Here is a 22,185-nt window from a genome sequence, read left to right as displayed (position 1 = left end):
GCGGGAGGCCGCGGCCGAGGCGACCGGACCAAAGCGCACGGCGGCGGCGCGCAAGCTCATGTCGCCGGAGGTCGAGCACGACTTCACTGAGTTGAAGCAGGTCTGGGACGAAGCGAAGGACAACCCTGATTGGCAGGAAGGGGCGGCCCGCGAGCTATTCCGCATTGGCTACATCACCAAGCCGCAGCGGAACGACATTATCCGCGGGGTCTGGGCAAAGCACTACGCTCACCTGACCGATGCGGATCGGAAGGAAGCTGCGAAGCGCGCGGCCGAGATGCTGGTCGAGAAGCTCCCGCGGGAAACGCTGCTGAAACTCATCCCTAGGCTTAAGAACGTGCCGGCCAGCGATATCGCGATTGCCATGGGGGACGTGCAGGAGGATCGGAAACTACAGAAGGCGCGACAGATCAACGCGCCTCATATACCACAAAATACAACAGCGAACAACTAGACATAACGGCGAACAGCAGCGGACGACTAAACGGTACAAGTCGTCTGCTTGCTTTTACAGATCATCCTGCGCCACATCCCGGGACATCATTTGCACACGGAGTGCGCCAAGATGTCCGCCGACCGTATCGAGTTCTCTGAACCCGTCCGCTTCAGAGCCGAGCCCGGCCTAAACCATGCCGTTGCCCGCGCCGCCCGTCAGGCCCGCACTTCGTCCGCCGAATGGATGCGTCAGGCGCTGCGAGAGAAGCTGAAGGCTGACGGCATTGCCCTCCCGACGTTGGACGACGGCCCTGGCCCTGCCGGGCCTGCCGCTGCCCTTAGGCGCGCCGCCTGATGGTCACGGACCCCACGTCCGACCTCGCGCAGCACCTCGTGGTCGAGATGGCTAAGTGCTCGCCGTCTCTCTTCGTCTACCTCGTAGCGCAGGGTCGGGATCTGCCCGACAGCCCTGCCGCTGCCTCGCGAGTGGTTCGAGAGCGCTGGCCGGCGCTGACCGAGGAAGAGCGCCGTATCGCCTTCGCGTCCGCCCGCAACGTGCTCATGGCCGTCAGCAACGAGTGTGTTGAGAGCGTCGCCCGCCTCGACCTGCTGTCCGGTGAAACAGGAAGAGGCTGAGACCGATGCGCTTGACCGTTCGACAGGAAGTGAAGGCCAGCATCATCGGCGTGATGAGTGAGGCCGAGAAGGCAGGGCGATGCCCGCTCGCCGCTGCCGAGGCTGCCTTCCCGGGCGTGCCGATCGTCGTGGTCGGTGCCTGCTACGGGGAGATGATCTCAGACCAGGAGGATCGCTGGTGGCAGACGGTCGAGCGCGTCATCGACGGCGAGCTGGTCCAGCGCGCCGTTGCCAGTGCCGCTGCCCAGTGAGGTGGGACCCAATGGGGCTCTCCGCAGGGAGGGTGACCGGTCGGAGCGAGTTCTCGGGTCCCTGTTCGGGGTGGTCAGGCCCGAGGGTCCGCGCGAGTTTGTTGGCTGTCTAGGTGCAGCCTCTGAAAACCACTTAACCCTTCACAATTGGCGGCCGACTCATGGCAATCACAACTAAGGCTGCACTTGCTGCAGAGCTGAAGATTTCTAAGGCCCGCGTCAGCCAATACGTGAAAGCGGGTCTGCCAGTACGTTCAGACGGCAAACTGAACCGTGAGGATGCTCTTAACTGGATCAACCGGACTCAGTTAAGCCAGACCTACGAGGACAAGGGCGTCGTCCGGGCGCGCAAGCTGGCGTCGGATCCGCCGCGCGTGATGAGACCAGTTCAGATGCGGGAGGCGCCTCCCAGTTTCGTCGGCTACGAGCCCGAGGTCGCGATCGCGCGCAGCATCATCGGATCGGCCGAGAGGGTCGTGGCCGAACGCGCTGTCGCAGCCGGTGCTTCGATTGAGCTGGCCTACGTCCTCAGCGTCATGGTTGCGGGCGCCCTCGACGACGCAGCAGCGCAGGCTCTCGGGGCTCGTGGGTTCGAGGGCTTCGCCAAGGACTTCACCGTCGGCGAGCTGTGCAGCACGGCGGAATTCCCTGGCCCCGACTGGGCCGACCTGGCTCAGCGCGCCGGTGTCACCTTCGATGAAGATGCCTGCGAGAAATGTCTCAGTGCTGCCGGGGCCTGGACCACTGACGGCGTAGGGGTATCGGCATGACCAATCAGCTCGCCCCCCGCTACGTGGAGGTCGTCAGCCTCAAGGCCGAGTCCAATCGCATCGTGGTCCCGAAAGCCACGGGACGGCAGTTTGTGGACGCGCCGGAACCGGGTTTCGTCCTAGATCCCGACACAGGCAAGTACCGTCGAGCGCGCCCCGGCCGTCGCGCTTGGTTGACGTTCGCACGCTGATGCAGCCGCATCCGCCCTTGGCATTCGCGGACCCGGTCCTGGCCGATCTGATTGAGCGAGCCCGCGCGGCACAAAGCGTCGCCGAGGCGGCGCAGTCTGCGGTTTGGTCCTACATCGACCAATGTCAGCAAGGCACGGCCGCGCCCGAACTGGACGGTTGGCCCAGCCTTCCCGATCACCCTGACCTGTTGTCGGTGCCCGAGGCGGCTTCTCGCGCTAGTCGGAGTGCAGACACGATCGGCCGGTGGTGCCGCACGCGCGGCATCGGCAAGATGTATGGCGGTCGCTGGCGAGTATCGATCCGCCGGCTCAACGACACCCTAGCCTAATCATCCCCAAAATCAGCGTTCGTGCCGTGAATGCCGTAAATGCGGCGTTGCGCGCGCCGTGTTGCTTTGGTCGGATGCACTTATGGACGGGGCGCCCTTTTGACGGTTCCGCGGCTCAATCGAACAACGGGAACAGTGCCTCCGGGCCCCGCAGCCATGTTTCGCTGGTCAAGGCACTGACGAGCCGCACAGAATTTACAGGGATAGGTGAGCGCATGGCTCTGATGGGTAGGAAGCATAAAAAGGAAAGCAGCGGCAGTGCCAGCGACGCTGTAGACCTTGAGCGGTTGCGGCGCGATCTGGACGCCGCCGAGGCTGAACGCTCCGATGCCGTCCGCGCGCAGACCGATCTGGCCGAGCGCCGCGACGCCGTGCTGGCGACCGAGGACGTAGCCCAGCTGGAAGCGCATGAGGCCGCGGTTGCCGCTGTTGAGCGCCGGGTTGCCGTGGCCGAGGCACGCTGCACCCGCCTGGCCGGTGAGATTGAGACGGCAGAGGCGCAGACCGAGCAAGCCCGCCGTCGCGTCGAGTACGCCAAGGGTGAGAAGGCCCTGGCCGAGGGCCGTAGGGTTCTGCAGCACGAATATCTGCCGGCAGCAAAAGCACTAGCCGAGATCCTGAACCGAGCGGATAAGCTTCGCGCCGCAATCATCGAGGCGAACAAGCAGCTTCCCGAAGGATGCGACCCACTATCGACTATGCTTGAGCCTGCCTTCAACGGTCAGTTCTACCCTGAAGTTAAAGGGTTGACCAAAGAAGAGACCTATTTCGTAAACAAAGAGACCGGATTGCGTGCCGGCCCCTATGACCTCCCGGAATATGCATCGAACGCGCACAAGTGGGAGCGGCGCACCCGCACCATTGATTTGCCGTTGCCTCTGTATCCGGCCGTCGAGCACCGATCCGTGCTCGAATACGTGAACCTGCCCGACATCTTCCCCGACAGCTACTTGCGATCGGCCCCGTTCTGGGGACGGCCGCGCTTTGGCAATCCCGATCGCACCGAGGAACAGCGCCGTGTTTTCTGAAAAAGCATTCCGCGAATGGCAGGCCCGCCGCCCCGAGATTGAGGAACGCGAGCGCCAGCGCATCCGGGCCGAGATCGAGGCCGAGGTGGATGCCGCCCACACGCAGATCCGCAATCAGCGCGAGGCCGAGCTATCGCGCGAGCGGCTGCTCCACGCCCGCCGGCACGAAACTGCCCTTCGGCAACTCGGCCAGCCGATGCCCGAGCTAACCGAGGCGCAAAAGCGCGAGCGGCGTGCCGAGATCCGCCGCGGTGTCGAGCGCGACGTGGAGGCTTGGGAAGCCGAGCGCCAGCAGCTCGGCGCCGCCATTGGCCGCCGGTAGCGCCCAACCCCTTTCCCGCCTCCCCGGATTGCATGTGGTTTTCCGGGTCGAGGGACGGCCGCGCCGGTGAGTCTCGGCACTGGCGCGGCCAGCCCCCTTTCACAGTCTCACGGAGCCCGACCATGGCCGACACCCCGACCGACGCTCAGATGCTCGCCACCTACAACGCCCTGGCGGTAGCGATGCAGTCCAAGGATCCAGGCGACTCGCGCGGCGCTGGCTCGCCCGGCTGGCCGGTGATCGGCGAGCTAAAGACGATCGACGGTCACGTGATGCGCTGGACCCGTCACGGGTGGTCCCGCGCCGACGCGGTGGTGTAGGCCATGGCTGACTTCTCCGACCTCGACAGGCTGGCGGCCAAGGATCTGAACGGCCTGCTGTGGCACGTCGGCGAACGCTGGACTTACACTGGCTGTCACTCGGCCCGGAACGGCTACGGGCGCCTCTGTCCCGTTGAGGGCGTCGCCGAGGGCCGGGTGACAGCCGCGCTCAGATCCGGGACCTTCGTGGGTGTTCATCGCGACGGCATGACAGTCGGTCGCCCGATCGTCGCGGTGAGGCGCGCTCGCCCTGACGACTCCCCCGTTCTCCTGGAGGCTTCTCGTGCCGAAGTCTAAGGAGGTTGCCGAGATCCTGGTCCGCGGCCAGCGCTTCAAGAATTGGCAGACGGTCAGCGTCACCAGGTCCGGGATCGATCCGTTCCCGAAGGCCGTCTTCACGGCAGCTTCGCCGATAGAGAGCTCGCCGAACTGGTCCAGCATGAAGCTGGCGATCGGCGATCCGGCTGAAGTGATTTTGGGCGGCAGGCAGGCCATCAGCCAGGGCCGGATCATCGGCCGGCAGCCCGCCTACGATGCCACCCAGCACGCGCTGCAGCTCAGCATCAGCACGAACGCGACCGCCATCGCCCGGTCCACGATCGACGAGAGCAAGAGCGAATTTAAGGGCTACAGCTTATCCCAGATCGTGAACGCCATGCTGAAGCCCTACGGGGTGACTTTCAGCTTGAAGGGCGAAACCTCGGGAATGGACAAGCCCTTTCAGAAGGTAAACCTCCAGTTCGGTGAGACCGTCTACGATGCCATCAATCGGCTCTGTGCGATGCGCAACGTCTATCTTCAGTCCGACATAGCCGGCAACCTTGTGGGCTACAGGCTCGGCAACTCATCCGGCGCACAGGCTGAGCTAGCTGAAGGAAAGAACATCCTCCAGGCGTCGGCGAGCTTCAATTACACGGGCGCCTTGAACGAGATCAATGTTGTTGGGCAGCGCCCTGGCGACGATCAGCATTTTGGCGACGATGCTCGAACGCAGACCGGCAACGCTAAAAACCCAGAGGTGAAGCAGCATGCGCCGCTGACGATGCTTGCCGAGATGCCCGGCGACGCAGCGGACATGAGGATGCGGGCGCAGTTCCAAAACGGCTTCCTGCTCTCGGATCAAGTGCAAGTGCAGATCGTCGTTCAGGGCTGGTTCCGGACGGACGACAAGCTTTGGCTTGAGAGCATTGGGGAGCCGGTCAGCGTCTATAGTCCGATGCTGTTCACGACTGACAAGCTCAATCTAGCAATTCAGGAAGTCACCTCGACGCAAGGGGCGACCGGGACCTTGAGTGCGCTGACACTGGTCTTGCCGCTGGCCTTCAACGGCGGCGACCAGATCAACAGCGGCGGTGCGAGCGGCGGTCTACCCGCCGGCACCTACAGCAACGCCTAGCGCCGATGCGATCGGCAATCACAGGAGCACACTGATGGCTGACAATTCCGAACCGACGTGGGCAGTGAAGGTCACCCTGTCCGAGCCCATTGAGATCAAGGCGAAGGACAATGGCGAGGTGTTGCAGCGGATCGAGGAACTGAAGTTCCGCAAGCCGACCGCTCAGGACATCATCGAGGTCGGTGGCAGCCCCGTTCTCATGGATGTGTTCGCTGAAAACCCGATGTCCACCGTGCGGTTCGACGGCCCGAAGATGGGCGCGATGATCGCTCGGCTGTCCAACACGATCCCGTCATACCTGACCAAGATGAGCGCGCCGGATTGGCTCTACTGCGCGTGGCAGCTGTCGTCTTTTTTTCTGCCGGCGCTTCCGAGGATCTCATCCGAGCCTGCCTGAAACTCGCGATGATTTACCGATGCGATCCGGCGGCCATGCTCAGCAAGCCTCAAGAATACATCACGACGTTGATCGAGCACACGCCCGATGTGCTTGAGGAGATGATGCAGTCGGGCCTGTACGGGCGAGGAGACTAGCGCGATGGCCGATGAAGCCCTCAGGATGCAAGCGGAGGTGATCGATCGATTTTCGGGGCCTCTGAAAAGCCTGCGATCGCAGCTGCTGGACGTGTCGCGCCAGGGGGCGGCACATGGCGACGTGCTGGCGAAGGGCTTCGGCAAGGTCGAGGGCGCGATCCAGGGCACGGCCAAGGCGGCATCGTCGGTCCTGAACCCGGCGATGATGTCGGTCGGCGTGACGAGTCTGACGGCTGGGGCCGCCTTGGCCGGCGTCACGAGCGCATTGAACAAGCTGGCGGGCAACCTCGGCACGCTGGGGCAGTTCAGCCGCGAGACCGGGGTCGCGGCCTCGACGCTCCAGGAGTTCAGTGCGGTCGCCGGCAAGTTCGGGGTCGATGCCGGGACCGTCGAGGCGGGCACCAAGACGTTCGTTCGCAATTTCCGGGAGCTGGGCCGGGGCGCCGGCGAGGCGCTTCGCTGGACCCTGATGCAGGGCACCAACCCGGCGAGCCGCAAAGCCTTTCAGGACTTCGCCACCGACCTTCAGCGCACCCAGGACCGGGGCGAGGCGCTGAAGAAGACGCTGCAGTTCGGAGAGACGATCAAGGATCCCACCGAGCGGGGCATCTTCTTCGAGCGCTTCTTCGGCACGGCCGACCTCGCCCGGCTTGCGGACGGGCACCTCGGACCGGTGATCGACCAGTTCAACAAGGCCCGTCAGAAGATCGGCCCGCTGGACCCAAAGGACATCATCAAAGCCGAGGAATTCCAGCGCGCCATCGCCGACCTCAACAGCAGCATGACGACGATCGGTACGACGATCGCCAAGGAAGTGCTGCCCTACGCGTCGAGCCTCGCGCACTGGCTGGACGAAGGCGTGAAGGGCGGGCGCGGCGACGCCATCGTGGCGCTGCGCACGGCGATGCACGATTTCGGAGTGGAGTTGGCCAAGATCGATTGGGCGGGTGCAGGCAAGGATGCGGGCGCCGCCCTCAAGTCGATCCTGGAGGGCCTGAAGCCGCTTGGAGTCGAGTTGCGCAAGGCCATAGAGCTGATCCACGCCCTGCGTTCCGGCAGCCTAACGGACGTGCTGCGCGTCACGACCGGCGGCGAAGGCACCCTTGGCGCTCTGGTCCGGTCTGTGGCCCCGCGTGCCGGTGATGATGAGATCGGCGCCCGTGCCGAGGTCGAGGCGCTGAAGAAGGAGATGAAGGCGGCCGAGTACGACCAGGAGACCGGCGGCCCCGCCCTCGACTTCAAGTCCCGCGAGCCGGTGTTGAAGAAGCGCCTGGACGATGCGGAGAAGGAACTATCCCGGCTACAGGGCCGGAGCCCAGAGCAGCGGCAGGCCGAGTTCGAGGCCGCCAACGACAAGCTGCGCAAGGCGATCGAGGCCAACACAGACGAGCTCAAGCGCAGGGCCGCCGAGGGCGCATCGGTATCGAAGTCGAGCGCAGAAGGCGGCCTGTTCGGAGGGGCTACGATCCAGTCGGCTGCGTTGGGTGGCGGCTACCGGCGGGCCCCAGCGCCATCGCCGCGCGGCTACGGCGGCGGGCGCTTCAACGGTCTCGGCGGGAGGTTCCCTGACGGGCCGATGCATTCCCCCGAGAGTGAGGGCGGGCGGCGCGCGCGTGCCCTTGGCCGGGGAGGCGTGGCGGATGATGGGCCGCGAGTCGCTGGACAGGGCGCCGTGCCCAAGGGGGCGGACGAGCGAGCGCAGCGGGCCATGGCTCGGCTCATTGCGCGAGGCTGGACCCCGGAGGCCGCAGCTTCGGCGATCGGTCAGGCTATGGAGGAGAGCAGCGTCAGATCGGATGGCCCCCTTGGGGATACCAAACGGTTCGGCACGGGCGACAATGCTGCGCACGGCATGTTCCAGTGGCGCGCCGAGCGCTTCCGTGCGCTCAAGCAGTTTGCCGAGAAGCGGGGCGTTCCTTGGACCGACTTTGACGCCCAGGTCGATTTCTTCGATCAGGAGAGGAAGCATCGGTCCCGCGATGAGCGGGAGTGGCACCTTGAGACCGATGTTGGTCGAGGCAATCGAACTGGCAAAAAATTCGAGGGCTACGACGGGCCGCTCCAGGCACAGCGCGAACGCCATGCGCGGCGGCAGCTGGAACTGTACCGCCGCGGCGGTACTCGCATTCCCGCAGTGGAAGCGCAGAAATACGGCGACGGCCTGAAGGGCGCATTCATCCGCCGGGGGGAGGTGCTGGCGGACCCGAACGACGAACGGCGCCGGTCGGAAGGCTCGTTCTATTCGGAGGAGGATGACCGTCGCGCCGCTCGGGATCTAGGCATCGCACTGCGCGCCCGCCGCGCTCAAGCCGAGGAGCAAAACCGGAAGCTTCAGATCGGTAGCAGCCGAATGTCCGAGGTTGCGGGCCAAGCCGGGATCGTTGGCGGCGCCAACGTCAACGGCAGCGTGACGACGGTGATCGAGAAGGCTGGGCCGGACGCCCGCGCCAGGACGGACACGAAGGGCAATCTGTTCGGCAAGGTGGTGACGGTGAATGGCCGGCAGATGGCGCCGCTGGGCAGCAACTAGTTCGGTTGCAGGTCCGTCTCAACGATCGAGTTCGGGCCGCACCTGTGCCAGTCGTACTGTCCGCCCGGCTGTCCCTTTTTGCCGTAGCACCAGCCGATTTGAGACAGCCGCGCGTGAAGACGCGTCCGTCTCTCACATTCGTCGATCGTCGACTGGGCCTCTGGGGTTGAACTGCCTCGGCAGGTCACATTGGCTTGTGACCAAGCCCCAATCAGTTCCCGCGCGCCGGGGGATGCCTGCGCCCCACCGGTGGCGACGACGAAGGCGAGGGCGGCGAGGGCTGTGCGCATGGCGGCAGGATAGCCGGCGGGATGACGGTGTCGAGATCTTCTGAACCTAAAGGTAGGTAGCGAATCAGGTGGCCCTGATCGGCTCGAAAGGCGCCTCGCGGATTCAAGAGCGTCATTTTGTGACCGCTTGATTTCAAATCGCGCTCTTTCATTCCGAATGCGCCAAGCCCATTTCAATCAAACGGAATTCCGGAAATTTGGTGCCGACAAAGCGCGCGGCGAAAATGCCGAGTGCGAACTAAAGCGCCCGAAAATCGGAACCAAAAATTGACGAGCCTTTTTCTAGTGTGTCATAGCGAGCGCGTCGCCGGCTCGCTCTGACCGGCGATTATGAGGAACACGGTATGGCCGACAACACAGGATCTGCCCACGGGGCCGGTGCCGTGGTTGCGCGGGATACGGAGCGATTCAAGCTTCTTTTCAAGAACGGTCGCCCTGAGATCCCCGCTGACTACAAGGCGCCTTTGTCAATGAAGCTCACCCGCGCGGTCATTGGCGATCGCTCGCGCGCGGTTTGAAGCACGCCTTTTTCCAAGGCTGTCACCCAAGCCCTTTTCAGTCTCATTCAACCTAGCGTAGGCAGGGCGACCTTGCCGTTAGCAGGTCGCCCTCCCTATGCAGATGACCGCCGACTGCCTCGACCGCTGGTTGGGGAGCTTCGATGATTTCAGACCCGACTTTTTAGATTTTTGCTGGACGGTCAGCAAATCACTGGGTTTCGAATTCGAATTCTCTCAAGACATTCTTCGCGCTGCGCACGAAGGCTGGGCGGCAAGTCACGATATGTGGCTCGCCGAGCGCATGGGCTCTGACACCAGCGGCCTTTCGCACATCAAGATCATGGGACTCCTTCTCCACCAACTGTGCCGCGCACGGTGGGTCAAGGAGATCCGGGCATATACGGGATCAGCCCTAGAGTTCAACGGCACTGCTCAAGAGAGAGACGAAACTGCCAAAGACTTTTTAGGCGGCCCCGAAGCCTTCTTCGCTTTGCAATTCGTGCTGCAAATCATAAACTGGTTCGAGGCAGCTCGTCAGGACAAAAAAGAACCATTCAATCCTCGCATGACAGAGGATATGGCCCACGATCTGATGTTTTACTTGGTTAATGGGCACCATTCAGAAGTGGCGAGTGTTCTTATTCTTAAAGGCCTATACATTCGGGACTGACCAGAACGGCTCATAAGTCAAATATATTCTTTCTCTATGAGCGTCACCGGTCCGCATTTTTGCATGGCTGCCATTGGAGGCTATAAAGCCTTCAGCATGCTAGACTTCATGCGGACGCGACCCATTTGTCACCAATCGACAATGGAGACGTAGATGGCTGATACAAAAACACGAGTTGATGGTCCGGTAAGCATCAAGTCCGACAGCGCTGAACGCGTCGCGCTCGAACTATACCACCACATCCGCTTAAGTGCCCCTGAACAACAAGACGAGGCGCTGGAGTTATTTGCTCGCTGCCTTTACCACACGCGCGACCATTATAGATCCGTGGCAGAGGTAAAGAAGCTCCTCAAACAGGGGTGAGCTATAGCGCGTCCAAGAAAGACAGGGCTAAATCAAAGGGTGCGGGCGCAAATTCTGCGAAGCGGTCACAACCGCTTCGCCTTCAGCGCTTCGTCGTAAAAAATTCGGTTTCAGGCCTTCCTCAGCCGCACCCCGGGCCCCTCGCCGTTCTCCTCGATGAAGATGACGCCGGCAGCTTCGAATGCGGCCTGTAGTGCTTCGACGGTTCGGCCGTAAAGCGCCTCGCCGCGCTCGAACCTCGATACGGTATTTGGCGAAACCTCGGCCATCGTCGCCAGTTCGCGGATCCCGATCCCAAGCGCGGCTCGCGCCATCCGGCATTGAACGACGGTTATCGTCACAGGTGGTAGCTCTGCTACTAAGTCGCTTGACGCTTGCTGGCGCAACGTGGTAGCCACACTACCAGCTTGGTGCACGAACACAAGCTGATCGGCCCGACGAGAGGGGTTGGAGCCTCGCGTCGGACCTAACCATCAACGGCATCTGGAGTACCGTCATGGCTAGCCACGCCCATAGCACACGCACGCCCTTATTACCTCAGTCCGGCAACCCTCGGCCCTTATTAGGCCAGGGGCTCGGCCGGCAGCTGGGCCCCGTCTCCCGGGCCATTCGAGCCTGCCGTGAGACCGATCCGGCCGACTTGGCCATCGCCGACATCCAGATTGGTCTGGCGAGCTTCTTCGCCGATGCCGACCACCAACGCGTCCGCGAGCTGCGCCGCCGGATCGCCGACCGGATCGAGGCGGACCTCGCCTTATTAGATGCGCTCGCTGGCGACGCTGATTTCGAGCCCGACAACGAGCACGGCGGCGACGTTCAGGACGAGCCGCACGATGCTGAAGAGGACATGGGGGCTGAGGAGGACGAGGGCAGCTTTGGCCTTCTCTCCTTCGACGGCACCAACTACCGGAGGGCGCGGTCATGAGCGAGCGCAATGCCGGCGACTGGTCCGACGAAGAGATGGCCGAGTTCGCCGCCAAGGATTTCGAGCCGTGGGATCCGAAGGATTGCCCCTTGCCCACCAATGAGCAGTGGGTCGAGGGCGTGCGGACGCACCTCTTCTACCTGCGTCTGGCCTTCGCGGCGCTCTGTAAGACGAAGCCCGAGCTGATCGTGATGGTTCGCAACATGGAGCGGGACGGCGTGTTCCGTCCGATGCTGGATGCGATCGGCGGTACCGACAAGGCGATGGAAGGCTACCATCAGCTCGCCTCGGCAGCCTGGGCGCGCCTGATGAACGCGGCCATGAACCTCACGGATGCTGACGTGCAGAAGGAGGGGTCATGACGACCTCTCCCTGTCTCAGGCTGGTGACCCAGAATGGCCGTCGCATCGGTCGGATCAGCAAGGCCAGGCGGCTCAAGGCCGCCCCTGCGGGCGAGGTGGCGCGTCTCTACCGCCATCTGGAACGGGTACGGACCGAGGCTGAGGCGGCGCTCGCGCACGCCGAGCGGGCCGAGGCACTACTGGAGAAAGCGTTCGGCGTCGCATGCGGGGAGGACCGGGAGATGACGCTGGCCATGATGCGGCACGTCTGCATCGAGGCCGGTCTCGCCTATCGCTTCCGCGGTCTCATCCGAACGATCCAGATGGCCGAGGAGGGCACGCTATGCGCCTGATCAGCCCGTTCATCCTCGCGGTGGCCTGGTGGCAGATGCGGCGGGTTCGCCGTGCCACCTACGACATGCGCAGGGCGAACTACTACGCCACCCGGAGCCTGCGGACGCTCATGGCCATCGGCAGCGGTCCGATGCCTCGAACAGTCAGCGGCGTGCCGGCGATCCCGCCGATGCCGGTTCTGTGCCGGTAGGGGGTGGTGGATCGCCACCCCCTTTATCGGATGAAGCCGCAATCTTGCGGTTGCGTCGGTTCGAGTCGCCAACTTGGCGACATGCTCAGATGAGGAGTCGCCAAGTTGGCGAAAGCTCGGTGAGTTTAGGGGGTAGCAATTCGCGACCCCCTAGCATCCACGCCCGTCCGGCTACCTTGGGGGGGCGAACGTAGGGCGGGCGTGGAAGGTCGACGAACCGCCCCCTCAAGGCGTGCCGACGTGGTTACCCTACGCCGATGCCTGGAGAACGGAAATGATTTCCGTTTTGCCAAGCGGTCGAGGGCTAAGTTGAACTTAGGCCGCCAAGCCCCTCAGGATCACGCCGACTGCAACGAACGCCCCAGCAGAGTAGGCGACCGTGAAGGCTAGCTCGAACATGATCGGCGGTCGCTTTCTGCGAAGGTGCTGCTGGCCGGTGGTGTTCCGCCGTAGGGGCAGATCCGACCGACAACCCAGGGCTGAACAACTTGTTTCCAGCACGCCCTTAGATTTTGCAGCATCCACGCCCGCCAGGCCGCCACCGTCGAAGTGAAACCGTCGGCGGGCGTGGAAGATCGGCACTTGGCCGACAAGCGCATGATGCCGAAGGAAGGTTGATGTTGAGTTGATGATGCTGCCAGCGGTCAGCATCCACGCCCGCCCTTGTCGCTGAGGGGCAAACGGTGGGCGAGCGTGGACGGCCAGCGGGGGCTTAGGCCGCCGGCCCGCTGATCACTATTCCGTGATCGTGTCCGGTTGATGTCCGCCCTCACGAACGCCGCTCGCGCATCCCGCGCGTGTTGGTTGTAGGTTTTATTGTAGGTGGGCTTAAGATGAAAACCGCTAACTTGTTGCGAAATAACGGTTTTTGGCGGTCAGCTGGCGGAGGGAGCGGGATTCGAACCCGCGATACGGTTTCCCGTATACACACTTTCCAGGCGTGCGCCTTCAACCACTCGGCCACCCCTCCGGCCGCGGACAGGGCGCCCGGGCGCAAGAGCGCCGGGCGCGACCAGGGCCGCGCGGTGGGGTGCTGTTAGCCGGGTGCGCCGCCGGGCGCAAGGCAATGGTGCCCGGGCGGGACGAAAACCGTCCCGCCCGGGTGTTTTACGCCTCCGGGTCGAGGTGGAAGTGCACGCTCTCCACGTTGGCGCGCTCAAAAGCCTGCATCACGTGCTGGTAGGAGCGCTCCATCTCGGTGGCGTCGTCGCCCGGGGTGTCCTCGGGCTTGAGCACGAACATCAGCAGCGAGCGCCCGGTCACGTCGTAGCCTTTGCCGAACGAAAAACTCTCCACGTCCTGGCTGTCGGGCAGGTTGGTGTCGAGCAGCCGGGTCCAGGCGATGCCGTTGGGCGATTCGGGCAGCGTGAACGTCACCAGGTCGTGGTGGGCGTTGAACATGATCAACAGCGTCGCATCGCCGCCGCGGCGGTGCAGGCCGGTGGCCTGGGCGCGGCCGTCGAGCTGGACCGCGAAGGCCTTCGCCGCCCCCTCGGACCAGTTCTCGCTGGCCATCTCACCCCCGTCCGGGCGCAGCCAGGTGACGTCCTTCACCCCGAACTCCTCGTCGTAGCGGCCGGTCAGGAAGCGTCCGCGGCTGAGGATCGGCAGGGCGTTGCGCAGGATGATCAGGCGCTGGGTGAACTCGGCGAGATCCCGCTGCTCGTCGCCGATCGCCCCCCAGTCGAGCCAGGAGACTTCGTTGTCCTGGCAATAGGCGTTGTTGTTGCCGTTCTGGGTGCGGGCGAACTCGTCGCCGGCCAGCAGCATCGGGGTGCCGCGGGACAGGAACAGGGTCGCCAGCATGTTGCGCATCTGGCGCAGGCGCACCGCCTTGATCTCCGGGTCGTCGGTGGGGCCCTCGACGCCGTAATTGTTCGAGAGGTTGTGCGAGTGGCCGTCGCGGTTGCCCTCGCCGTTCGCCTCGTTGTGCTTCTCGTTGTAGGCCACCGTGTCGTGCAGGGTGAAGCCGTCATGGGCGGTGAGGAAGTTCACCGAGGCCCAGGGCTTGCGGCCGCGCTTGTCGAACTTGTCGGCCGAGCCCGAGACCCGGGCGGCGAGGTCCGGCAGCAGGCCGGGGTCGCCCCGCCAATAGGCGCGCACGTCGTCGCGGAACCGGTCGTTCCACTCGGCCCAGCCGGGCGGGAAGCCGCCGACCTGGTAGCCGCCCGGGCCGCAATCCCACGGCTCGGCGATGAGCTTGACGTTGTTGAGCACCGGGTCCTGCCGGCAGGTATCGAGGAAGCCGCCGCCCTCGTCGAAGCCGTAGGGCTCGCGGCCCAGGATGGTGGCGAGGTCGAACCGGAAGCCGTCGACCCGCATCTCGGTGGCCCAGTAGCGCAAGCTATCGGTCACGAGTTGCAGCACCCGCGGATGCGACAGGTTGAAGGTGTTCCCGGTGCCGGTGTCGTTGATGTAGTAGCGCGGCTCGCCCGGCATCAGCCGGTAGTAGGAGGCGTTGTCGACGCCCTTGAACGACAGGGTCGGGCCCTTCTCGTTGCCCTCGGCGGTGTGGTTGTAGACCACGTCGAGGATCACCTCGAGGCCGGCGCCGTGGAAGCGCGAGACCATCTCCTTGAACTCGGAGAAGGCGAAGTCCGGCACCGCCGCGTAGCGCCGGGCGGGGGTGAAGAACGAGATCGTGTTGTAGCCCCAGTAATTCACCAGGTTCTTCTGCTGCAGGTAATCGTCCTGCACGAAGGAATGCACCGGCAGCAGCTCCACCGAGGTGACGCCGAGACTCTTGATGTAGTCGAGCACGTCCGGGGTGCCGAGGCCGGCATAGGTGCCGCGCAGCTTCTCGGGCACCCGCGGGTCGAGCTTGGTCATGCCCTTCACGTGGGCCTCGTAGAAGATCGTCTTCTCCCACGGCACGTGCGGCTTGCGGTGTCGGCCCCAGGTGAAGGCCGGGTCGATCACGCGGCTGCGGCGGTTGTACGGCGCGCTGTCGCGGTCGTCGAAGGTCAGGTCGTCGCCCGATTCCATCTGGTAGCCGAACAGGGCCGGGTTCCAGGTGATCGAGCCCACCAATCCCTTGGCGTAGGGGTCGATCAAGAGCTTGTTGTGGTTGAACCGGTGGCCGGCCTTCGGCTCGTAGGGGCCGTGGACCCGGTAGCCGTAGATCGTGCCGGGCCGCGCATCCGGCAGGTAGCCGTGCCAGATCTCGTCGGTGTATTCGGGGAGTTCGATCCGCTCGATCTCCTTCTCGCCCTGGTCGTCGAACAGGCAGAGCTCGACTTTGGTGGCGTGGGCCGAGAACAGGGCGAAGTTGACGCCCAGACCATCCCAGGTGGCGCCGAGGGGATAGGGCTGGCCTTCCTGGATGCGCGTGCGGGTCGCGCGGGCTTGTGAAGCAGGACGTCGGGAATCGGACATGGACACTCCGGAACGCGACCCGCACGGCCACGTGCCGGTGCGGGGAGCGTCCAGTGAACGTGCCGGCAACGGCGAAGCTCCCGCGGTGCCGCAAAAATCGCCGCCGGCTTCGTCCTCTGGGGCTCAGGCCGCGTCGATGAGCGAAGCCGCCTTCGTCGCGGCGGGCGCGGGCGGGCGGGCGGCTGGATCAGGCGGACGGATTCATGGGTCTCACGGATTTATGGGTCTCACGGATTTATGGGTCTCGCGGCCCTGTTTTTGAGCGGTCCGTCCTGGAAGGATGCGCGGATAACGATGGACGTCCGCTCAGCCTCGAAGTCTCAAGCTCAGATCGGGTATGCGGTCACGAGCGCCATGAAGGCACCATCGTCGACAAGCTTCCAGACGGATCTGATTCGATGACTCGATCCGTCAGGCATCTGCATCGCCCCTCCGTATATGTATTTGGTGACAAACCTATTTTCGGCTGCACGGGAAAAATAGTCGCTGCGTCCGTGATCGAGGAGCGCGGCGATGAAGGGACGGGGATCCTCGCGTGCAAAACCGCGGGCGAGAAAAAACTCGGCTTTCGGCCCACCTTCGGCATGACCCACGTCGAGGAGATAGCCGCCGATCTTAGCGTCCGGGATGCAGGGTACCGGCACCCGGCCGCCCGGACGTGGCATCGGGTCAGGCTGCCTTGAGAGCTTCGGCTCGAATCGTTGCGTTGCCGATGACCGGGCGTGCGAACTCAACCTCATAGGCCTCGCCACCGGCATAGACCTCGACGATGGTTCCACGCGATCCGGCGGCAACGGGAAGCCCATCGTCCGTCACCGTATCACACAGGGTCACGACCACGCTCAGCTCTGGGAAAAGCGGCGTGGCCTCGGGCGCGCGGCGCAACGTGTGCATCGTCTCAAAGGACATGAGCCAAATCTGGCGTACAGCCGGGTTGTACGCAAGCCGCCCGCCCCCGACAGGCGCAGAGTTTTCCCGGTGCAGAGGGATGGCAACCCGGCTTCAAAGTCATGGGAAGTCGCGGGTGACGGCATCCCGCCGGCACGTCCGGACGCGCATCAAGCGTGCACCGTCGGCTCGCGTCCGACGGGTCCGTCCATGCCGAAAGCATGCCGCCTCAATTCGACGCCGCGGCCGTAAAACTCCGATCGACGGCTTGGCCGACATCGAGCCGCTTGCCCAGGATGCCGTAGCGGGTGGCGCGATCGGACGCCTCCTGGACCTCCGCGACCACGCCGTCGTCGATCCCGATCGGGCTGGTCCGCTGCGCCGAATAGGCCGCCAGCAGCACGTCCTCGGGCAGGCGGGTCAGCGCGGCGGTGCTCTTGGCGTATTCGGGGAGATGGTCGAGCGACCACAGCCGGGCCTTGTTCAGGCGCTCCAGCAGGTCCTGCACGGCGGCGCGCTTGGTGGCGATGGCGCTGTCGGAGGCGACGATGAAGGTGATGGTCGGCGTCAGGCCCGCGCCGTCGGCGATCACCCGGGCCTTGTCCTTCAGGGCCGCGAACGAGACGTAGGGCTCCCACACCGCCCAGGCATCCACCGAGCCGGCGACCAGGGCGACCTTGGCGTCCACGGGGTTGAGGGCTGCGAAGGTGGCGTCCTCCAGCTTGATCTGCGCCTTCTCCAAGGTCGCGTCGATCAGGAACTGGCCCCAGCCGCCGCGGGTGCCGGCCAGGCGCTTGCCCGTGAGGTCGGCGGCCGAGCGGATCGGCGAATCCTGCCGCACCAGGATCGCCTGGCTCCGCGGGTCCGACTTGGTGCCGCCGATCGCCTTGATCGGGGCGCCGGCCGCGTAGGCGGTGAGCAGCGACAGGTCGCCGGTATAGCCGACATCGAGGGCGCCGGCATTGAGCGCCTCCAGGATCGGCGCGGCGGCGGGAAATTCCGACCAGGCGATGGTGTAGGGCAGATCCTTTCCGTAGCCGGAGATCTCGAGCAGCGAGCGGTTGCCGCCCTTCTGGTCGCCGACCCGCAGCACGATCGGCTCGGCCGCGCGCGCTGGGGCGGCCGACAGCGCGAGGGCGGCGACGAGCCAGGCGACCGCGCGCCGGCGGGTGGGGCGGGGGGCGTGGAAGCGGAGGGGCATGGGGCCTGTTTCGTTGCTCGGCTCACGAGGCGCGAGCGATCCAGCGGAGCGGCGAAGTTTATGGGGGCGGCTCAAGCAGTCAATGAAACGGTGATCCGTATTGCAGGCGGTTTTGATGATGATGTTTTCCGCAATCGGCCTATAAAAGAAAATAGACGTCTTTGCGGCAGCACATCCGCATATGGAGATACTATTCTTCCAACGGGATTCGGGGCCCCCGACCGCTCCTTCACCCGCCTCGTCATCCCGGGGCCGCGAAGCGGAGCCCGGGATCCAGAACCATTGTTGGATCAATGACTTGCACCGTTGGCGGCTCTGGATTGCCGCCTCTGGCGGCCCCTTCGGGTCCGGGCTCGCCTGCGGCGCCCCGGGATGACGGAGCGGCTGACGGAAGTGCCTCTGCACAGCCTCCGGCGTCGTACTGAAGCGGCGCAGTTCGATGCCCGACCTCTGCGTCGAGCCCTTGGAAGATCTAGACTCCGGATCTTTTGAAATCTGGATGGTCGATCTTTAATTGAGTCCGATTTGAGATTGCGATAAATTCTGGATAATAAAAAGTATTTCAGTCGTAAGTTGTGCGTATTTCAAGAAATAGCCGAATTTTTTCCTCGTTTCTTACGGAGCGCATGCACGGGTATAGCTATCGCCATGGCGAATGATTCCGCGTGTGCTGTCTCTCCCGGTACGGCCAGCGTGGGCGCGGGCGGGGCTCTGTTTGAGATGGCAGTGCGTCCGTGACGTCATTCGGAATCACGCGCCGACCCACCATCAGGACGCCCAACATGATCTGGCCCATCGCAGCAGGGCTTATGGCCGGCGCCTTTTGGGCTCTGACCTTCATTGCCCCTGGCCTCGTCGCGCCGTTTGGACCGACCGACCTGACCGTCGCCCGGTATGCGGTGTTCGGCCTGTCCTCCGGGGTCGTTCTGGTTGCCTTGCGTCGAGATCAATGGCTGCCGACGCTCCGGAGACATTGGTTGGTCATCCTAGGGCTCGCCCTGACCGGGAACACGATCTACTATCTGTGCCTATCCGAGGCTTTGCTGCGCTCCGGTACGCTGCTTCCGACAATGATCATCGGCACGTTGCCGGTCGTGATGGCCTTTCTGGGCGGTCTTCGGAACGGGACGTTTTCGCTGAGACGCTTCGTGCTGCCCGCATGGCTCATACTGGGCGGCATCCTGTCCCACATCCTGCCTGCGACCTGGGCTGAGGCCTCCGAGCCCGTCGTCGCGACATCCCCGGCCGGGCTTGTCCTGGCCCTCGTGGCTCTCGCGAGTTGGGCGTTCTACGGGGTGCGCAATGCGGAATTCCTCGCGCACGAGAAGCAGACCGACCTCGTCGCATGGACGGCGCTGACCGGCATCGCCACGCTCGTCACCCTTGTTCCGGTCGCCGCGTTGCTGCCCGGTGGGCAGCTCGGCCTCTGGCATGGATCGATCGGCGGCGCGGGTCCGCTCCTGCTGTGGGGAACGGCCCTCGGGCTCCTGTCGTCGTGGGCAGCGACCTGGCTCTGGAATATCGCGAGTCGCGCCCTGCCGGGCGAGGTCCTCGGCTATCTCATCGTGTCCGAGACCGTCTTCGCGATCCTGTACGCCTTCGTTCTGGAGCAGCGGCTGCCCACGACGGCGGAGATCGTGAGCGTCGTGCTGCTGATCGGCGGCGTCAGCCTCGGTATCCGCGCCGCATCGAACGCATCGCGGCTCTCAGCAAGGGGCTCGGGGCCGGCCGCCGGGGCACCCTAACCCCCGAAAACCTCCGCCAGATAGGCCCGTACGAAGCCCGGCATCCGCGCCGCCTCGGGGCCGTCCGCGGCCCGCGCCAGGTGGATCCCGGCGAGTTCCGGCTCGGCCTCCTGGCGGTGATGCGCCGCGATGCGCGCGCACAAAACCTCCGCCGGCTCGGGAAACCGCACCGGCCGCAGGAAGGCCAATTGCCCCGCCCCGGCGAGCATCACCCAGTCGGTTGCGGCCCCCTCCGGCAGGGCCAGGCCGGTCTCCTCGGCGAGCTCCCGGGCGGCGCTGCCGGCGAGGCCGACCGCGTCGCCGCGCACGTCGTCGAGGTCCGGGGTGCCGCAGGGGAAGTAGAGCTGGCCGGCATTGGCCGTGTGGGCGCCCATCTCGCCGAGCAGAACCGCGCCGTCGGCGCTCCAGGGCACGATCGCCGCGAAGGCGTTGACCACGCCGCCCTCATGCTGTCCCCGGTCCCGGTAGGCGATGAAGCTCGAATAGCGCACCGGGAACAGGTCGACTCGGGCGATCCCGGCCACGACCGCGCAGGCGCAGCCGAGCAGCACCGTGCCGTCGAACATCCCGGGGCTGCGGGCGAGCCGCGCCTGCCAATGGTCGGCGATCGCCGCCGCGTTGTCCCGGGGAAACGGCCAGTCGTAGGCGACGAGCCGGGCCGTGACGCCGGACAGCCGGGTGATCCGGAAGCCGTCAGACACGTAAACGTCCGTCCGATACGATGACGGCCGAGCCGCCGATCTCCACCGAGCGCAGGGCGCCGGATTCGAGGGTGAGCTGGAGCGCGATGTCGCTCGGCCGGCCCATGGCCTCGCCCTGGCGGATCGCCACGTCGTGGGTGCCCTCCCCCAGCGTCTCGAACTGCATCAGCACCCCCGCGAAGGCGGCCGCCGCCGAGCCGGTGGCGGGGTCCTCCGGAATGCCGGAACGCGGCGCGAACATCCGCACCCGCCAGCTCTGGCCGGTGGCCTCGGGGTCGGGGGCGTAGAGGTAGAGCCCGTCCTCCGCCTCCGGCCCCTGGGCGGGCCTGGCGGCGTCGAGGGCCGCCACCGAGGCGATGGGCACGCAGGTAAAGCTCGGCCCGACCCCGTGGCGGCTCGGGACGTGCCGGCCGGTGCCGATGTCGCCGGGCGTGAGCCCGAGGAGGGGCGCCAGCACCGCCGGATCCGGCCCGGGGCCGAGATATTCGGGCAGGGCCGGCAGCTTGAACCGCGCCCGCCCGCCGCTGCCGTCGGACAACGTCTCGACCACGCAGGGCACGATCCCGATCCGCTCCTCCAGGCCGAAGGCCCGGGCATCCCCCTGGGACGGCCCCTCCAGCGCCAGCAGCACGGCCGTGCCCACGGTCGGGTGGCCGGCGAACGGCAGCTCCCGCGCCGGGGTGAAGATCCGCAGCCGCGCCCGGTGGCGGGCATCGCTCGGCGGCAGCACGAACACCGTCTCGGACAGGTTGAACTCCCCGGCGATCGCCTGCATCGCGGCCGTGTCGAGCCCCTCGGCGTCGAGCACCACCGCCAGCGGGTTGCCGGCGAGCTTTTGCTCGGTGAACACGTCGAGGGTGACGAAGCGGCGCGCCATCGTGTCGGTCCTCCAGGCGGCGCCCCCGGCCGGCTGGCGGCTGCGGCGCGCTTTGCTAGGCTGTGCGGCCGCCCGACTCGATCCGGGCGGCGCGGCCCGGGAGCCTAGCCGAGTGCGGCCCCGCTTCCCAGGCCGCACAGCCGGGAGGGAGCCATGCCCGAGACAGAGCACACATACGCGGTCACGGTGACCTGGACCGGCAACCGGGGCACCGGCACCCGGACCTTTCGCGGCTACGACCGCGCCTTCGAGGCCGCGGCCCCGGGCAAGCCCCCGATCCCGGGCTCGTCGGACCCGGCCTTCCGGGGCGACCCGGCCCGCTGGAACCCGGAGGACCTGCTGGTGGCCTCGCTCTCCTCCTGCCACAAGCTCTGGTATCTCGGCCTGTGCGCCCAGGCCGGGATCGTGGTGACGGCCTACACGGACACGGCCGAGGGCCGCATGACCGAACAGCCCGACGGCGCCGGCCAGTTGACCGCCGTCACCCTGCGCCCCCGCGTGACGATCACCGCGGACTCGGACGCCGCCGAGGCCCTGGCGCTGCACCACCGGGCGCACGCGCAGTGCTTCATCGCCCGCTCGGTGAATTTTCCGGTGACGCACGAGCCGACGATCGTGCGGGCGGGGGAATGAGGGGAAGCGCCGCCCGCGTCCCGTGTGGGCGAGCGGGTTCACCCATTCCCGGATGTGGCGCGGGTCCCCTCTCCCGTGCGGGAGAGGGACAGGGTGAGGGGCGCGACCTCTCCGGAAAGACCTGGTCCCTCACCCCAACCCTCTCCCGCACGGGAGAGGGGGCGCGTGGCGGCTTTCGCAAGCCCAAGGGCCCGGCCCTGCGCCCCGCCCCGCCCACCCAATCCCCTCATCCTGAGGTGCGGCGCAGCCGCCTCGAAGGAGCCCTCCAGGGAGCGCGCGGCTGGCTGGAGGCCTCCGCTGCGCTCCGGCGCCTCAGGATGAGGGTGTGGGTGGGAGGCGGGGCGCTCCGCCCCTCACACCGCCTCCACCACGAACGTCTCGCTCGGGCTC

The 22,185-nt window shown here is 65.5% G+C and carries 30 protein-coding genes and 1 tRNA gene; 22 read left to right on the top strand and 9 right to left on the bottom strand.

Annotated elements, in window-relative coordinates; all coding sequences use genetic code 11:
- The 16 genes from MKL20_RS19290 to MKL20_RS19215 form a co-directional block, all read left to right on the top strand.
- Window positions 1–454, top strand: a 454-nt coding sequence (locus tag MKL20_RS19290) for a hypothetical protein (protein WP_244038034.1), incomplete at its 5' end; no start/stop codon positions are given.
- 335 nt (window positions 455–789) lie between these two features.
- Window positions 790–1,071: a hypothetical protein gene (locus MKL20_RS19285; protein WP_244038033.1), complete on the top strand. Its 282-nt coding sequence runs from the start codon at window positions 790–792 to the stop codon at window positions 1,069–1,071.
- Between the two features lie 11 nt (window positions 1,072–1,082).
- Window positions 1,083–1,322, top strand: a complete 240-nt coding sequence (locus tag MKL20_RS19280) for a hypothetical protein (protein WP_244038032.1) — start codon at window positions 1,083–1,085, stop codon at window positions 1,320–1,322.
- A gap of 161 nt (window positions 1,323–1,483) precedes the next feature.
- The gene (locus tag MKL20_RS19275) at window positions 1,484–2,092 is read left to right on the top strand and encodes a hypothetical protein (RefSeq protein ID WP_244038031.1); all 609 of its coding nucleotides are present in this window, start codon (window positions 1,484–1,486) and stop codon (window positions 2,090–2,092) included.
- Complete coding sequence (locus tag MKL20_RS19270; protein ID WP_244038030.1) at window positions 2,089–2,283, top strand: hypothetical protein; 195 nt, start codon at window positions 2,089–2,091, stop codon at window positions 2,281–2,283. The genes MKL20_RS19275 and MKL20_RS19270 overlap by 4 nt, the downstream gene beginning before the upstream one ends.
- Complete coding sequence (locus MKL20_RS19265) at window positions 2,262–2,612, top strand: helix-turn-helix domain-containing protein (protein ID WP_244038029.1); 351 nt, start codon at window positions 2,262–2,264, stop codon at window positions 2,610–2,612. Before MKL20_RS19270 ends, MKL20_RS19265 begins: the two co-directional genes overlap by 22 nt.
- A 215-nt stretch (window positions 2,613–2,827) precedes the next feature.
- Window positions 2,828–3,640, top strand: coding sequence for a hypothetical protein (locus tag MKL20_RS19260; protein ID WP_244038028.1), 813 nt, complete (start codon window positions 2,828–2,830; stop codon window positions 3,638–3,640).
- Window positions 3,597–3,962 (top strand): hypothetical protein, encoded by a 366-nt coding sequence (locus MKL20_RS19255; protein WP_244038027.1) that lies wholly within the window; start codon window positions 3,597–3,599, stop codon window positions 3,960–3,962. Before MKL20_RS19260 ends, MKL20_RS19255 begins: the two co-directional genes overlap by 44 nt.
- Before the next feature lie 122 nt (window positions 3,963–4,084).
- Window positions 4,085–4,282, top strand: a complete 198-nt coding sequence (locus MKL20_RS19250; protein ID WP_244038026.1) for a hypothetical protein — start codon at window positions 4,085–4,087, stop codon at window positions 4,280–4,282.
- 3 nt (window positions 4,283–4,285) lie between these two features.
- A complete protein-coding gene (locus tag MKL20_RS19245) occupies window positions 4,286–4,579 on the top strand; it encodes a hypothetical protein (protein ID WP_244038025.1) in 294 nt (97 codons plus the stop codon).
- Window positions 4,566–5,678: a hypothetical protein gene (locus MKL20_RS19240; protein ID WP_244038024.1), complete on the top strand. Its 1,113-nt coding sequence runs from the start codon at window positions 4,566–4,568 to the stop codon at window positions 5,676–5,678. Before MKL20_RS19245 ends, MKL20_RS19240 begins: the two co-directional genes overlap by 14 nt.
- Before the next feature lie 34 nt (window positions 5,679–5,712).
- Entirely contained in the window at window positions 5,713–6,075 is a 363-nt protein-coding gene (locus tag MKL20_RS19235; RefSeq protein ID WP_244038023.1) for a phage tail assembly protein, read from the top strand.
- Window positions 6,076–6,216: 141 nt separating this feature from the next.
- The gene (locus tag MKL20_RS19230; protein WP_244038022.1) at window positions 6,217–8,742 is read left to right on the top strand and encodes a phage tail tip lysozyme; all 2,526 of its coding nucleotides are present in this window, start codon (window positions 6,217–6,219) and stop codon (window positions 8,740–8,742) included.
- A 634-nt stretch (window positions 8,743–9,376) separates the two neighbouring features.
- Complete coding sequence (locus tag MKL20_RS19225; protein WP_244038021.1) at window positions 9,377–9,550, top strand: hypothetical protein; 174 nt, start codon at window positions 9,377–9,379, stop codon at window positions 9,548–9,550.
- A gap of 97 nt (window positions 9,551–9,647) precedes the next feature.
- The gene (locus tag MKL20_RS19220) at window positions 9,648–10,202 is read left to right on the top strand and encodes a hypothetical protein (protein ID WP_244038020.1); all 555 of its coding nucleotides are present in this window, start codon (window positions 9,648–9,650) and stop codon (window positions 10,200–10,202) included.
- A gap of 153 nt (window positions 10,203–10,355) precedes the next feature.
- Window positions 10,356–10,565 (top strand): hypothetical protein, encoded by a 210-nt coding sequence (locus tag MKL20_RS19215; RefSeq protein WP_244038019.1) that lies wholly within the window; start codon window positions 10,356–10,358, stop codon window positions 10,563–10,565.
- A gap of 110 nt (window positions 10,566–10,675) precedes the next feature.
- Here MKL20_RS19215 and MKL20_RS19210 read toward each other — a convergent pair whose 3' ends face one another.
- Window positions 10,676–10,879: a multiprotein-bridging factor 1 family protein gene (locus tag MKL20_RS19210; protein ID WP_244038035.1), complete on the bottom strand. Its 204-nt coding sequence runs from the start codon at window positions 10,877–10,879 to the stop codon at window positions 10,676–10,678.
- A gap of 326 nt (window positions 10,880–11,205) precedes the next feature.
- Between MKL20_RS19210 and MKL20_RS19205 the strand changes: the two genes are divergently transcribed.
- From MKL20_RS19205 to MKL20_RS19190, 4 genes are read left to right on the top strand one after another with little or no spacing between them, the layout of a single operon-like run.
- Window positions 11,206–11,490: a hypothetical protein gene (locus tag MKL20_RS19205; protein WP_244038018.1), complete on the top strand. Its 285-nt coding sequence runs from the start codon at window positions 11,206–11,208 to the stop codon at window positions 11,488–11,490.
- Window positions 11,487–11,852 (top strand): hypothetical protein, encoded by a 366-nt coding sequence (locus MKL20_RS19200; protein WP_244038017.1) that lies wholly within the window; start codon window positions 11,487–11,489, stop codon window positions 11,850–11,852. The genes MKL20_RS19205 and MKL20_RS19200 overlap by 4 nt, the downstream gene beginning before the upstream one ends.
- On the top strand, window positions 11,849–12,184 hold the full coding sequence (locus MKL20_RS19195; RefSeq protein WP_244038016.1) for a hypothetical protein: 336 nt from the start codon (window positions 11,849–11,851) through the stop codon (window positions 12,182–12,184). Before MKL20_RS19200 ends, MKL20_RS19195 begins: the two co-directional genes overlap by 4 nt.
- Entirely contained in the window at window positions 12,175–12,375 is a 201-nt protein-coding gene (locus MKL20_RS19190; RefSeq protein ID WP_244038015.1) for a hypothetical protein, read from the top strand. The genes MKL20_RS19195 and MKL20_RS19190 overlap by 10 nt, the downstream gene beginning before the upstream one ends.
- A 315-nt stretch (window positions 12,376–12,690) precedes the next feature.
- Here the strand turns inward: MKL20_RS19190 and MKL20_RS19185 are convergent, their stop codons facing one another.
- From MKL20_RS19185 to MKL20_RS19160, 6 genes are all read right to left on the bottom strand, one after another.
- Window positions 12,691–13,026, bottom strand: coding sequence for a hypothetical protein (locus MKL20_RS19185; protein ID WP_244038014.1), 336 nt, complete (start codon window positions 13,024–13,026; stop codon window positions 12,691–12,693).
- A 229-nt stretch (window positions 13,027–13,255) separates the two neighbouring features.
- Window positions 13,256–13,345 (bottom strand) — tRNA-Ser (locus tag MKL20_RS19180).
- A gap of 137 nt (window positions 13,346–13,482) precedes the next feature.
- The gene (glgX, locus tag MKL20_RS19175; RefSeq protein ID WP_244038013.1) at window positions 13,483–15,750 is read right to left on the bottom strand and encodes a glycogen debranching protein GlgX; all 2,268 of its coding nucleotides are present in this window, start codon (window positions 15,748–15,750) and stop codon (window positions 13,483–13,485) included.
- A gap of 326 nt (window positions 15,751–16,076) precedes the next feature.
- Window positions 16,077–16,415: a DUF6883 domain-containing protein gene (locus tag MKL20_RS19170; RefSeq protein ID WP_244038012.1), complete on the bottom strand. Its 339-nt coding sequence runs from the start codon at window positions 16,413–16,415 to the stop codon at window positions 16,077–16,079.
- 4 nt (window positions 16,416–16,419) lie between these two features.
- Complete coding sequence (locus MKL20_RS19165; RefSeq protein ID WP_244038011.1) at window positions 16,420–16,659, bottom strand: DUF4926 domain-containing protein; 240 nt, start codon at window positions 16,657–16,659, stop codon at window positions 16,420–16,422.
- Window positions 16,660–16,867: 208 nt separating this feature from the next.
- Window positions 16,868–17,839, bottom strand: a complete 972-nt coding sequence (locus MKL20_RS19160) for an ABC transporter substrate-binding protein (RefSeq protein ID WP_244038010.1) — start codon at window positions 17,837–17,839, stop codon at window positions 16,868–16,870.
- A gap of 782 nt (window positions 17,840–18,621) precedes the next feature.
- Here MKL20_RS19160 and MKL20_RS19155 point away from each other — a divergent pair.
- The gene (locus MKL20_RS19155; RefSeq protein ID WP_244038009.1) at window positions 18,622–19,584 is read left to right on the top strand and encodes a DMT family transporter; all 963 of its coding nucleotides are present in this window, start codon (window positions 18,622–18,624) and stop codon (window positions 19,582–19,584) included.
- Here the strand turns inward: MKL20_RS19155 and MKL20_RS19150 are convergent.
- Window positions 19,581–20,285, bottom strand: coding sequence for an NUDIX hydrolase (locus tag MKL20_RS19150; RefSeq protein ID WP_244038008.1), 705 nt, complete (start codon window positions 20,283–20,285; stop codon window positions 19,581–19,583). The genes MKL20_RS19155 and MKL20_RS19150 overlap by 4 nt on opposite strands.
- Window positions 20,278–21,162, bottom strand: a complete 885-nt coding sequence (locus tag MKL20_RS19145; protein WP_244038007.1) for a PhzF family phenazine biosynthesis protein — start codon at window positions 21,160–21,162, stop codon at window positions 20,278–20,280. Before MKL20_RS19145 ends, MKL20_RS19150 begins: the two co-directional genes overlap by 8 nt.
- Window positions 21,163–21,315: 153 nt before the next feature.
- Between MKL20_RS19145 and MKL20_RS19140 the strand changes: the two genes are divergently transcribed.
- Window positions 21,316–21,795: an OsmC family protein gene (locus MKL20_RS19140; protein WP_244038006.1), complete on the top strand. Its 480-nt coding sequence runs from the start codon at window positions 21,316–21,318 to the stop codon at window positions 21,793–21,795.
- Window positions 21,796–22,185: the final 390 nt, after the last annotated feature.

Source organism: Methylobacterium sp. E-066 (genome assembly GCF_022829635.1).
In the GTDB taxonomy this organism is placed as follows: Bacteria; Pseudomonadota; Alphaproteobacteria; order Rhizobiales; family Beijerinckiaceae; genus Methylobacterium.
Note: the sequence above shows the minus strand (reverse complement) of the source record. Positions and strands in the feature narration are given on the sequence as shown.